Source organism: Legionella tucsonensis (assembly GCF_001468035.1).
Lineage (GTDB): Bacteria > Pseudomonadota > Gammaproteobacteria > Legionellales > Legionellaceae > Legionella > Legionella tucsonensis.
This window is the reverse complement of record NZ_LNZA01000001.1, coordinates 2,606,563-2,618,283: the sequence shown is the minus strand read 5'-3', so window position 1 is coordinate 2,618,283 and position 11,721 is coordinate 2,606,563. Positions and strand designations below refer to the sequence as shown.

The window sequence follows — 11,721 nt, the reverse complement described above, 5'->3', positions numbered from 1 at the left end:
AACATGAGTCCAACTGAGAATGATTGTGGCCTTGTAGCCGAATTTCAAGGCAATTTATTTCATAATGAGTCTTTGGCGGAATATACAACCTGGCGTGTTGGGGGGCCTGCTGCCAGGCTATATAAGCCCAAAAGTATTGCTGATCTCGCCTTATTTCTTCGTCAGCTTCCTGAAACAGAGGCTTTATTGTGGTTGGGATTGGGTTCCAATTCTTTGATTCGTGATGGTGGTTTTTCAGGAACAGTGATTCTTACTCAAGGATGCCTAAAAGAAATGACGCTCTTAGACATGCAGACTGTTAAAGTCGAAGCTGGGGTATCTTGTGCGAGTATGGCTCGTTTTTGTGCGCGCAATGACTTGTCTGGCGGCGAGTTTTGGGCAGGAATTCCTGGAACCATGGGAGGTGCATTGCGAATGAATGCCGGTTGTCATGGTGGTGAAACCTGGCAGTTTGTAGTTGAACTGCAGACCATGACTCGAGGTGGTGAAATAAAAATTCGTAAACCCGAGGAATACGAGGTAGCGTATCGACATGTTTCGGGACCTCTTGACGAATGGTTTATTTCAGCCACATTTAAACTAAATCCTGGTGATAAAGAAACTTCATTACAGGTTATAAAAGATTTGTTGGCTCATCGGGCAAATACGCAACCAACTAACGAATACAATTGTGGGTCAGTGTTTCGAAATCCTCCAGGAAATTTTGCAGCTCGGCTTATTGAGTCTTGTGGATTAAAAGGTTTCAATATCGGAGGTGCAGTGGTTTCTCAGAAGCATGCAAATTTTATTATCAATCATCAAGGCTCAGCAACTGCTGCAGATATTGAAGCATTGATACATTTAGTACAAACTAAAGTTCGTGAGCAGACAACAATTGAGTTGATGCGCGAAGTTCATATAATCGGAGACCGTTAATGTCTAAGCCACTCAATCTAGTTCTCCTTTATGGTGGAAAATCAGGAGAACATGAAATCTCATTAATTTCAGCTGCTTCTGTTCTTGCACATTTAGATGCGAAACAATATAACATTATCCCTGTAGCGATGGATAAAGACGGATTATTTCATCTTCATCAATATCAGGATTTACTCGCTTACAAAGAAAAACTTCCAGTAGTCACAGAGCACTCAAAACCAATGTCGGGTTTATTTCTTGATGGACGTTTATCTGTGGATGCTGATGTGGTTTTTCCTGTAGTTCACGGCCCTTTATATGAAGATGGATGTTTGCAAGGAATGCTTGAATTATCAGGTGTTGCTTATGTTGGTTGTGATGTCCTTTCATCGTCCATTGGAATGGATAAAGATATGGCAAGACGCATTGCGTGCGTCAATGGGTTAAAGTCAGCGAGCTATAAGCTTTTGTCATGGCATACTCTATCAACTGAAAGACAACGTTTTTGTCAAGAAGTTGCAGAAGAATTTGGTTGGCCTTTATTTGTTAAACCGTGTGCGATGGGTTCCAGTGTAGGTATACATAAAGCAAAGAATATGGCTGAATTGTTAGTAGCAGTCGATGATGCATTACGTTATGACGAAGAGATTTTGATTGAATCATTTATTTCTGGACGAGAAATTGAGTTGTCAGTATTGGAGAGTGTTGTACCTTCGGGAGAGCCGAGAGTCAGCATTGCTGGTGAAATACGTGTTAATCATCCCGATGGCTTTTATTCTTATTCAGCGAAATACTTAGAGAGTGGACAAACAGATCTGATCATACCAGCTCCTATAAGTCAGACATTGTATGAGCAATTAAAAAAGGCAGCCGCAGATATTTTTATCCGATTAAAATGTAAGGGTATGGCACGTATTGACTTTTTTGTTAATGACAAAACCGAAACGATTTATTTTAATGAAGTAAATACCTTACCTGGATTTACTTCGATTAGCATGTATCCAAAGCTATGGCAGGCAAGTGGTTTATCTTATCCTGAGTTACTGGACGAGTTGATCCGTATTGCAACAGTACATCAGAATTGCCGGCGACATTTAGTAACCAATTATCTGTGAACACCATGAATAAAAATAGGGATGTTGATTCCAGGAATTTGCGATATATCTGTTGGTTATTGGTACTAACCATAAGCGCCATATTCTTAATTTGCCGATTAGGTTATTATTATTTGTCTGATGTGGAGCGATTTCCAGTTACCACAATCAAAGTTGCTGCAAATTATGAGCATGTTACACATAAAGAATTGGAAGCTGTACTATCAAAATACTTGAGTAATAGCTTTTTTACTTTATCGGTAAGAGCATTAGAGAATGAATTAAACGAGATGAACTGGACCGACACTGCTACCGTAGAGCGTGTTTGGCCAAATACATTGAAAATAAGGCTCGTTGAAAAAAAACCAATTGCGATTTGGGAAAATGCTCTGATGACTGAGGATGGTAGTTTATTTAATGAGGGTGCTGTACCAGAGGATCTAAACTTACCACGATTAAAAGGACCATTATCGCAACAAGCAGAAGTCTTACAAGTTTACGAAAAATTGAGTAAGATATTGTCAATGTATGGTTTAAATGCAACTGGACTGCATCTAAGAGAAAATCAATCTTGGGTATTGCTTTTAGGCGCTGGCATAAAGATATATCTAGGAAAGAAAGAGTTAGAAGAACGATTGCTACGTTTTTGTAAAGCATACCCTGCAGTATTTGCAGAAAAAATTGAGCAATTGTCTAGCGTGGATCTGCGTTATCCACGTGGTATGGCGGTGCAGTGGAAACAACAAACGGAACGATAATGGCAAAAAAAATAGAAAAAGATATTATCACTGGATTGGACATAGGAACTTCAAAAGTAATTGCATTAATTGGAGAAGTTACCTCTGATGGTGCAATAGATATTATCGGTATAGGTCGTCATCCCTCTCGTGGTTTAAAACGTGGTGTTGTTGTTGATATAGAAGCCACTGTGAATTCCATTCAACGCGCTGTCCAGGAGGCTGAGCTTATGGCTGGTTGTGAGGTGAGAACTGTGTATGCAGGTATTGCTGGCAGCCATATTCGTAGCTTAAACTCACATGGTATTGTTGCCATTCGCGATAAAGAAGTATCGCAGGCTGATGTAGAACGTGTAATTGATGCTGCAAAAGCAGTAGCAATTCCTGCAGATCAAAAAATTCTACACGTTTTACCTCAAGAATTTATCATCGATCAACAAGGTAGCATCCGTGAACCTATAGGAATGGCGGGAGTACGACTTGAGTCGCGTGTACATATTGTCACCGGTTCAGTAAGCGCTGCACAAAATATAGTTAAATGTGTGCGTCGTTGTGGTTTAGAAGTAAATGACATCATTCTTGAGCAACTTGCTTCAAGTCATGCAGTTTTGACCGAAGATGAGAAAGATCTGGGTGTTTGCCTGATTGATATTGGCGGTGGTACCACAGATATTGCGATATTTTGTGAAGGTGCAATTCAGCATACAGCCGTAATTCCTATTGCAGGAGATCAAGTAACTAATGATATCGCTATGGCTTTACGCACACCCACGAAAGCGGCAGAATCCATTAAACTAAGTCACGCATTTGCATTGACCGAATTAGCCAATTCAGATCAGATGTTGGAAGTGACTAGTGTTAATGATAGACCAGGAAGAAAAATATCAGCTAAAGCTTTATCTGATGTTGTCGCTGCGCGATATGAAGAGCTATTTACTTTAGTGCGTAATGAATTACGACGTAGTGGTTTTGAAGATAGAATGGCTGCAGGTATTGTTCTAACTGGTGGTGCTGCCAATGTTAGAGGGGGTATTGAACTTGCAGAACTTTGCTTTGAAATGCCAGTAAGAAAAGGTTGTGCCCATTATGTTTCTGGATTGGCCGAAGCAACTGAGAATCCTTCATTTGCTACAGGCGTAGGATTGTTGTTGCAAGGTTATCAACAACAGTATGAGTCAAACTATAATGTGCCTAAGATGAATGATAATACCCAGGGTTTGTGGGCACGTATGAAAGAATGGTTCCAAGGTAATTTTTAGGTTACAAATAACGTTTAAAAATAAAAACTGGCAATCGATTCAACTAAAAGTTTACTGCCGGTTTTTTATTAAAAGATTAAACATATGAGGGGAGCAGGGTTATGTTTGAATTAATGGAAGGCCAACACCATAATAATAATGCAGTGATTAAGGTAGTTGGTGTTGGCGGTGGTGGTGGTAATGCTGTCGAGCATATGGTTGCAGAAAATATTGATGGAGTTGAATTTATCTGTGCTAATACTGATGCGCAGGCATTAAAAGGCTCAAATGCGAAAATACACATTCAACTGGGTGATGAGCTAACTAAAGGCTTAGGTGCTGGTGCAAATCCGCAAATAGGTCGTGAAGCAGCTGAAGAAGACAGAGACCATATACGCGAAATCTTAAGCGGAGCGGATATGGTGTTTATTACTGCAGGAATGGGTGGCGGAACTGGAACTGGCGCTGCGCCTGTTTTTGCGGAAATTGCTAAAGAATTAGGTATTCTAACCGTAGCTGTTGTCACTAAGCCATTTTCATTTGAAGGCAAGCAACGGGCATTAGCAGCTGAGGAGGGAATTCGTCGTTTAGCAGAACATGTTGATTCATTGATCACAATTCCTAACAATAAATTACTCAGTGTTTTAGGGAAAAACATTAGTCTTCTTAATGCATTCAAGGCAGCAAATAATGTTTTACTTGGTGCAGTTAAAGGGATCTCTGATTTAATTACCCGCCCAGGTTTGATCAACGTAGATTTTGCAGACGTACGGACCGTAATGTCAGAAATGGGTATGGCTATGATGGGCACGGGTAGCGCTGTGGGTGAACAAAGAGCACGTCAAGCTGCCGAAGCCGCAATTGCATCTCCACTATTGGAGGATGTAAATTTTTCAGGTGCACGTGGAATCTTAGTCAATATTACCGCCGGCCTTGATATGTCAATTGGTGAGTTTGAGGAAGTAGGAGATGTAGTCAAAGAGTTTATTTCTGATGATGCAACTGTAGTAGTAGGAACAGTAATCGATCCGGAAATGACTGATGAAATGCGTGTAACTGTTATTGTTACAGGTCTGGGTGATGGAAGACAACGTCATCAGCAAGCACAACCACAACACGCTCATCGCGCACGTTTGATTGAGACAACTCGTAATGATGGATCATTGGATTATCAGCAGTTAGAGAGACCAGCCTTTGTCCGCAAACAAGCTCAAGCAAGTATGCCCTCTGCTATAAAGCAAAATGGTGAGAGTATTCCAGATGTGGATTATCTTGATATCCCCGCGTTTTTACGTCGTCAAGAAGAGACATAAATGCTCTGTTCCTTTCTCTTCGGGGGTGCAGAGGAAGGGAAATTTAAGTTTTTGATACAAAAATAATTAGACTAAATATTAAAATATTGATACGATCACGAAGTTTTGCGTGCAAATTAAAAAATGATGAGGAATAAGGTGAGCACTGAATGACACAACAAAGAACTCCTAAAAAGGTGATCCAGGCAACTGGTGTTGGATTGCATTCCGGTGAAAAAGTGCTTTTAACCTTGAGACCTGCCCCCGTGAATACAGGTATAGTTTTTAGAAGAGTAGATCTTTCACCTGTAGTAGAAATACCCGCCTCATATGAGAATGTGGGCGACACTATGTTATGTACCACATTACATCATGGGCCTGTTAAAATCGCAACCGTGGAACATTTACTCTCTGCGTTGGCCGGTTTGGGTATCGATAATGCTTACATTGATGTGAATGCTCCGGAGTTGCCAATTATGGATGGTAGCGCGGCTCCTTTTGTTTTCCTGATTCAATCAGCAGGCATACGCGAGCAAAATGCACCCAAAAAGTACATACGTATTCTTAAGCCTATTCGTGTAGAAGACAATGGGAAATTTGTTCAATTTTATCCTTATAATGGGTATAAAATTACCTTTACCATTGATTTTGACCATCCAGCTTTTAATGATAAACCACAAACAGTAAGTTTTGACTTTTCTACAACTTCTTATGTCAAAGAGGTTTGCCGAGCACGTACATTTGGCTTTCTCTCCGATTATGAAAAATTAAGGGAATGTGATTTGGCAAAAGGCGGAAGTTTGGATAATGCCATTGTTGTTGATGACTACCGTGTTCTCAACGATGATGGACTTCGTTTTGAATCAGAATTTGTTTCTCATAAGGTATTGGATGCAATTGGTGACCTGTATCTGTTAGGTTCTAGTTTGATTGGCGCATTCGAAGGTTATAAGTCAGGGCATGAACTGAATAACAGATTATTACGTGAATTAATGGTAAGACAAGACGCTTGGGAATATACTTATTTTGATACAGAAGAATATCTCCCTGCAATGCAAACTGAGTTTTATCCTGTCGAAGCGTAGAAATGTAGCCTGGGAGCGACCTGTCTCTTGGTCACATAGGCTTTTCGCTAATTGTGCACAAGTGTAAGGTGAAGATGAATCATGACCCAGGAAAACCCGAGCCGCACAGGTTTCTGGTTATGGTTTTTGCCTCCACCTGCTAGGTTTATTTTAGATTCTTCGCGAATTAACATAAATGATTAGCAAAGGAGAGTTGTGGCATGAAACTTAATTGTAGACTTTTTGCTTTTGTCCTGTTATGCAGCTCATCAATATATTCTGCGAACGCTGAACCAAAAATAACAGAACAGCAACCACTTCATTTGAATTGGTTGGATACCAATATTTCACCGAGTAAGAATTTTTATTCTTATGCGGTCGGCAACTGGCAAAAAAACAACCCCATTCCTCCTGATTACTCAAGTTGGGGAAGCTTTAATCTTATCAATGAGAAAGTCAAAGATATTATTCACCAAATGCTAATCAATGCATCAAAAAATACCAAAGCAAAACCAGGTAGCATGGAACAAAAAGTTGGTGACTTTTATTATAGTGGTATGGATGAAACCAGCATCAACCAACTAGGTATTAAACCATTACAGCCTGAATTTGATCGCATTAACGATTTAAAGAATTTAACGGATCTGCAAAGTGAAATAGCACATTTGCATCAAATAGGAGTGGGAGTCTTCTTTAATTTTGGAAGCATGCAAGATTTTAAAAATAGTGAAGAGATGATCGCTGCAGCCATGCAGGGTGGATTAGGTTTACCTGACCGCGATTATTATCTAAAAGATGATGCTAAATTTAAACAAATTCGCGAGGAATATATCAAACATATTGCTAAAATGTTTGAGTTATTAGGTGACTCTCCAGATAAAGCATCAACCGAAGCCAATACTGTAATGAAATTAGAAACACAACTGGCAAAGGTTTCTATGTCTCAGGTAGAGCAACGTGATCCCCATGCAATATATCACATTATGGATAGAGCACAACTTGCCCAAATAACTCCCGATTTTTCTTGGCCTGCATATTTTTCGGCGATGGGGAAAGCTCAAATAAAAAGTATGAATTTAGCAATGCCCGAATTTTTTAAGGACATGAACAAACAATTAAAAACTGTTTCTTTAGAGGATTGGAAAACTTACTTGCGTTGGCATTTAATTGATGCGTTTGCTTCGTACTTATCTAAGCCTTTTGTCGATCAAAATTTTAAAATGGTAGCAGCCTTGACTGGTGCCGAGAAAATATTACCTCGATGGAAACGGGTTGTTGGTACAGAAAATGGTGCTTTAGGTTTTGCTATTGGTAAAATGTATGTAGAACGTTATTTCTCTCCAGAAGATAAAAAACAAGCTTTGGATATACTCAAAAATATTCGCGAAGTTTTACGTGAAGACATCAATACTTTATCATGGATGACTCCTGCTACACGTAAGGCTGCATTGAAAAAACTTGACTTGATGGAAGAGCGGGTTGGTTATCCTTCTAAGTGGTGGGATTATTCTAAACTGATAGTAAATCGAGGGCCATATGTATTAAATGTAATTCGGGCCAATGAATTTTTAACCCAACGAGATCTGAATAAAATTGGTAAACCTATTGATAGAACTGAATGGGTCATGACACCACAAACGATTAATGCATATTATGATCCCTCAATGAATAATTTAAATATTCCGGCGGGCATTCTGCAATCGCCATTTTTTGATCCTAATGCCCCTGCTGCTTTAAATTATGGAGCAATTGGTTTTGTAATGGGACATGAAATGACTCATGGATTTGATGATCAGGGTGCGCAATTTGATGGTCATGGTAATTTAAAGAATTGGTGGACACCAAGTGATTTAGAAAAATTCAAGGCTGCAACACAATGTATTGTTAATCAATTTTCGCAATATGTTGTAGATGATGGCTTGCATGTACAAGGAAAATTGGTTGTAGGAGAGGCCACTGCTGATTTGGGAGGTATCACTCTTGCCTACAGAGCCTTCCAGCATTCTGATGCATATAAAAATGCACCTACAATTGATGGTTTGACACCGGACCAACAATTTTTTATAGCAACAGCGCATGTTTGGGCAATGAACATTCGACCACAACAACTGCGTAATCAGGTAACTACTGATCCCCATCCTCCAGCCCAATATCGAGTGAATGGAAGTTTGGCTAATATTCCTCAATTTCAGGAGGCCTTCCACATTCCGAATGACAGTCCGATGGTGAATAAAAATCGTTGTGTGATCTGGTAATTAAGCGCTCATCCTGAATATTCAGCATTGAGCTTGAACGATTTGTATCGAAGTAAAATTAAATTGCTTCCATTGTGAGCATTTGTTAGACTTTCTGCGCCGTTTATTTATCACTGTCGTGGAGATAATAATGACTAAAGAAGAAATGATCTGCCGTATTGTACGTTATGTAATACAAAAACCGATTACTAAAAAGGCATGTTGCGGATGATCAATTTATCCGCTTTGCTTGATTATAAAAATAAAGCAGTACTAAGTCATTTTCGCTGTCATCATCCTGAGTTTTCTGAGCAAGAAAGTCAGATCTTATTTGCGGATTTATTGTCCTGGATGTGGCTAAATGCACAAAGGAAAAAACAAGGAAAAAAAACATATCTTTTTGGTCCATTACTCATTCTTGATGCTCTATGGCATTCCTTTATTCTTCATACACGAGATTATGTTGATTTTTCAACACGTTATTTTGATACTTATTTTCATCATGATGTTGAGCCGATTGGTCAAGAACATTTGATGGAAGAGGAAGAGTTGAATGACTACTTGCAAGATTGTTTTACTTATCTTGGTTCAGAATGGGTAGCACGTCGTTTTGCAATAGCACTAAAGTGAAATGAACCGCTCATTTATTTTTAAATTATATTTTATGTATGGAGAGAACTGAAAGTAGGGCATAAAATGGTCTTGAATTCTACTTTCTCAACTTATCTGTTTAATCATCACTATCAGCCAAATGCAATAATGCTTTTTGTAATGGTTCGTAAGTGCAACTTTGACTTTCACTAATAATGATCGCTTTAGCTTTTTTTGATAATCTATGTTTTTGAGGATGTCGTGGCTTTTCATATTGAATTTGGGGTTCAATCACAATCACTTTAATTGAAGAAAGTTGATACATACCTGCTTCTTTCCGTAATTTATCACGCAGTTCAGGAATCGCATAACGAATTTGCGATGCCCAGGCAGCATCAGCAGTTGTTAATAACAAACAACCTTTATTAAAACTCGCTACCTGACATTCATTTGCTAAAGCTTCAGGAAGAATAAGCTTGATTTTATTTGTAAGCTCTTCCAATTGAACAGAACGTTTGCATAGGTCTGCAAGCTGTTTATTAAGGCAACGACTGATTGAGCGCATTTTTCGATTCTAAAAAAAATTTAAGAGAGGTAGTATATACTTCATACGAAGTATAGAATAGCAAATTCAGGCTAAATGCAATATTATAATTTTTTAGTAGATAATTCAGGATTATAGGTGAATCCATGTTTGAGAAGCCATACGACAGTAATGTTATTTTTTTTACGCGAATGCATTGGATAATATTTCTTTGGCCAGTTCTTGCCTTATGTGGTGCTTTGGCAATCGTTTCTTTTGTAGAAATGGATATTTTACAAAAAATTGGTTATGGCTTGGCTGCTTTAGCTTTGCTATGGGTTGGAATGACTTGGATGACGTATTATTTTTCTTCAATCACGATCAAGAAAAATCAGGTTATTATCCGCACTGGAGTTATTGTAAGGCAAACGATAGATATTCCATTAAGTAAAATTGAAGCAATAGATATTCGTCAATCGATCTTGGGCAGTATTTTTAACTACGGCATGGTATGCATTACCGGAACTGGGGGTACGCGTCGTATTATTAATTTTTTGCATAAGCCTCTGACGTGCAGACGCTATATAGAGCAATTATTGGGTGAACTGCACCGAAATGATTAGCTTTAGAGCATCGCACTGCGCTTTATGCAAATACATTGAACGAAATTTTAAGGCTGCGTTCAAATTTAAATTTGATACCATGAAGTGAATTAAATTCTTGCCAATAGTCCTGCCTTGGTTTTTTCATCAACAAAAGCAGCCTCTATAGCCATATGTGTGATTTTATTCATTGTGTCATCACTGTAGTTATAAGATTTTTGTACACGTTGATATTCTTGACCCAGTGTGGTGTTCATAAATGGCGGATCATCTGAACTGATGCTGATCTTGATGCCTGCATCATAAAATTTAGGGAAGGGATGTTCATTCATATCTTTGAATAGACCCAAAAAGATATTGCTTGAAGGACAAACTTCTAAAGTAATCCCTCTCTCTTTTACCATGGTCATTGTTTCTGGTGAATAAATTGAATTAACTCCATGACCTATACGTTGGATTGGAAGATTCTCCATTGCTTCAACCATTCCGCTTGCAGGAGCAAATTCACCTGCATGTACGGTACATTGTAAGCCCGCATCGGCTGCAATGTGATATGCTTTATTGAAAAGTTTCGGAGGAAACTTTGCTTCATCACCGCCTAAACCAAAGCCTGTGACACATGGAAACCTATCTTTATGAGTTTGTTGCGCAACATGTTCTACTGCTTGAACGCCAAAATGACGAACTGCAGTAATTATAATACGTCCTACTATATTAAATTGTTCTTCGGCATCGTCAATTGCTTGTTGAATTGCGGTCAAATGTTCTGCAGAGGGAATTTTACTAGAGAGTTCAGCATGATCAGGTGAATACATCATCTCCACATAAATCGTGTCTTCTTGGGCGCGAGCTCGTAAATAGTCTAAGGTAATATCATAATAATCTTGAGGATACCTAATCACCGATGCAAGCGTATCATAAACTTTTAAAAAATCGAGAAAGTCTTTGGATAAATAACTTTTCTCATCTGGAGCGACAAGGCCCTTAGGTAGAACTAATTTATTACGCGCAGCCAGTTTTGCAGCTAATTTGGGCGTGATGGTTCCTTCCAAATGGACATGTAACTCTGCTTTTTTTAAACTCATCTTTAGCTCCTAATTTTTAGTTAGCGAGAGGTTTAACTACTTTTTCTAGGATAATGGTAACTTAGCTGAAAAAGCTATAAAATACCTAGCTTAAATTATAGTTATTTTGGATTGATTATGAATTCAGACGATATAGATAAAGCTTATGTAAGTCCCTATGATAAATTTTTATTTGAATTTGATGCCACTCATAATAAATCCGCATCGCAAATAAAAGAAATTAACAAACACAAGCGTATTTTCTTGATGCGTGATAATAAAGATTATGAAAACAAGAAAGATGAAATCTGGGAAGAGTTTTAATTTTAGGTACCTGGGTGACGCATAGCGGAACCCAGGCAGAAACACGCATCAAAAAATGTAATCT

General features: G+C 38.6%; 12 protein-coding genes. 10 read left to right on the top strand and 2 right to left on the bottom strand.

What is annotated here, in order from left to right; translation table 11 throughout:
* Positions 1-3: 3 nt before the first annotated feature.
* The 8 genes from murB to Ltuc_RS11555 all read left to right on the top strand — a co-directional run bounded on the left by murB (position 4) and on the right by Ltuc_RS11555 (position 9,183).
* The gene (murB, locus tag Ltuc_RS11590; RefSeq protein WP_058521410.1) at positions 4-915 is read left to right on the top strand and encodes a UDP-N-acetylmuramate dehydrogenase; all 912 of its coding nucleotides are present in this window, start codon (positions 4-6) and stop codon (positions 913-915) included.
* The gene (locus Ltuc_RS11585) at positions 915-2,009 is read left to right on the top strand and encodes a D-alanine--D-alanine ligase family protein (RefSeq protein WP_058521409.1); all 1,095 of its coding nucleotides are present in this window, start codon (positions 915-917) and stop codon (positions 2,007-2,009) included. The genes murB and Ltuc_RS11585 overlap by 1 nt, the downstream gene beginning before the upstream one ends.
* A 5-nt stretch (positions 2,010-2,014) precedes the next feature.
* Entirely contained in the window at positions 2,015-2,746 is a 732-nt protein-coding gene (locus Ltuc_RS11580; protein ID WP_058521408.1) for a cell division protein FtsQ/DivIB, read from the top strand.
* Positions 2,746-3,984 carry a cell division protein FtsA gene (gene ftsA, locus Ltuc_RS11575; RefSeq protein WP_058521407.1) on the top strand — a complete coding sequence of 413 codons (1,239 nt, stop codon included), beginning with the start codon at positions 2,746-2,748 and terminating at the stop codon, positions 3,982-3,984. The genes Ltuc_RS11580 and ftsA overlap by 1 nt, the downstream gene beginning before the upstream one ends.
* Positions 3,985-4,085: 101 nt before the next feature.
* Positions 4,086-5,276 carry a cell division protein FtsZ gene (gene ftsZ, locus Ltuc_RS11570; protein ID WP_058521406.1) on the top strand — a complete coding sequence of 397 codons (1,191 nt, stop codon included), beginning with the start codon at positions 4,086-4,088 and terminating at the stop codon, positions 5,274-5,276.
* Positions 5,277-5,425: 149 nt separating this feature from the next.
* Positions 5,426-6,340, top strand: coding sequence for a UDP-3-O-acyl-N-acetylglucosamine deacetylase (gene lpxC / locus Ltuc_RS11565; RefSeq protein ID WP_058458664.1), 915 nt, complete (start codon positions 5,426-5,428; stop codon positions 6,338-6,340).
* A 200-nt stretch (positions 6,341-6,540) separates the two neighbouring features.
* Positions 6,541-8,574 carry a M13 family metallopeptidase gene (locus Ltuc_RS11560; RefSeq protein WP_058521405.1) on the top strand — a complete coding sequence of 678 codons (2,034 nt, stop codon included), beginning with the start codon at positions 6,541-6,543 and terminating at the stop codon, positions 8,572-8,574.
* A 207-nt stretch (positions 8,575-8,781) separates the two neighbouring features.
* Positions 8,782-9,183 carry a glycine-rich domain-containing protein gene (locus Ltuc_RS11555; protein ID WP_133138301.1) on the top strand — a complete coding sequence of 134 codons (402 nt, stop codon included), beginning with the start codon at positions 8,782-8,784 and terminating at the stop codon, positions 9,181-9,183.
* 100 nt (positions 9,184-9,283) lie between these two features.
* On the opposite strand, the gene Ltuc_RS11550 is transcribed toward Ltuc_RS11555, so the two are convergent.
* Positions 9,284-9,709 carry a DciA family protein gene (locus Ltuc_RS11550; RefSeq protein WP_058521403.1) on the bottom strand — a complete coding sequence of 142 codons (426 nt, stop codon included), beginning with the start codon at positions 9,707-9,709 and terminating at the stop codon, positions 9,284-9,286.
* A gap of 125 nt (positions 9,710-9,834) precedes the next feature.
* On the opposite strand from Ltuc_RS11550, the gene Ltuc_RS11545 reads away from it, so the two are divergent.
* Positions 9,835-10,290: a PH domain-containing protein gene (locus tag Ltuc_RS11545; protein WP_058521402.1), complete on the top strand. Its 456-nt coding sequence runs from the start codon at positions 9,835-9,837 to the stop codon at positions 10,288-10,290.
* An 89-nt stretch (positions 10,291-10,379) separates the two neighbouring features.
* Here Ltuc_RS11545 and Ltuc_RS11540 read toward each other — a convergent pair whose 3' ends face one another.
* Positions 10,380-11,354 carry an adenosine deaminase gene (locus Ltuc_RS11540; protein ID WP_058521401.1) on the bottom strand — a complete coding sequence of 325 codons (975 nt, stop codon included), beginning with the start codon at positions 11,352-11,354 and terminating at the stop codon, positions 10,380-10,382.
* Between the two features lie 117 nt (positions 11,355-11,471).
* Between Ltuc_RS11540 and Ltuc_RS11535 the strand changes: the two genes are divergently transcribed.
* On the top strand, positions 11,472-11,657 hold the full coding sequence (locus tag Ltuc_RS11535) for a CBU_0585 family protein (protein ID WP_058521400.1): 186 nt from the start codon (positions 11,472-11,474) through the stop codon (positions 11,655-11,657).
* The last annotated feature ends 64 nt before the right edge of the window (positions 11,658-11,721 follow it).

What these genes read in the sequence shown, in the direction of transcription:
- Ltuc_RS11585 (WP_058521409.1), top strand. Translation starts at nt 915, where the DNA reads ATGTCTAAGCCACTCAATCTAGTTCTCCTTTATGGTGGAAAATCAGGA.
- Ltuc_RS11540 (WP_058521401.1), bottom strand. Translation starts at nt 11,354, where the DNA reads ATGAGTTTAAAAAAAGCAGAGTTACATGTCCATTTGGAAGGAACCATC.
- Ltuc_RS11545 (WP_058521402.1), top strand. Translation starts at nt 9,835, where the DNA reads ATGTTTGAGAAGCCATACGACAGTAATGTTATTTTTTTTACGCGAATG.
- Ltuc_RS11555 (WP_133138301.1), top strand. Translation starts at nt 8,782, where the DNA reads ATGATCAATTTATCCGCTTTGCTTGATTATAAAAATAAAGCAGTACTA.
- lpxC (WP_058458664.1), top strand. Translation starts at nt 5,426, where the DNA reads ATGACACAACAAAGAACTCCTAAAAAGGTGATCCAGGCAACTGGTGTT.
- Ltuc_RS11550 (WP_058521403.1), bottom strand. Translation starts at nt 9,709, where the DNA reads ATGCGCTCAATCAGTCGTTGCCTTAATAAACAGCTTGCAGACCTATGC.
- Ltuc_RS11580 (WP_058521408.1), top strand. Translation starts at nt 2,015, where the DNA reads ATGAATAAAAATAGGGATGTTGATTCCAGGAATTTGCGATATATCTGT.
- murB (WP_058521410.1), top strand. Translation starts at nt 4, where the DNA reads ATGAGTCCAACTGAGAATGATTGTGGCCTTGTAGCCGAATTTCAAGGC.
- ftsA (WP_058521407.1), top strand. Translation starts at nt 2,746, where the DNA reads ATGGCAAAAAAAATAGAAAAAGATATTATCACTGGATTGGACATAGGA.
- ftsZ (WP_058521406.1), top strand. Translation starts at nt 4,086, where the DNA reads ATGTTTGAATTAATGGAAGGCCAACACCATAATAATAATGCAGTGATT.
- Ltuc_RS11560 (WP_058521405.1), top strand. Translation starts at nt 6,541, where the DNA reads ATGAAACTTAATTGTAGACTTTTTGCTTTTGTCCTGTTATGCAGCTCA.
- Ltuc_RS11535 (WP_058521400.1), top strand. Translation starts at nt 11,472, where the DNA reads ATGAATTCAGACGATATAGATAAAGCTTATGTAAGTCCCTATGATAAA.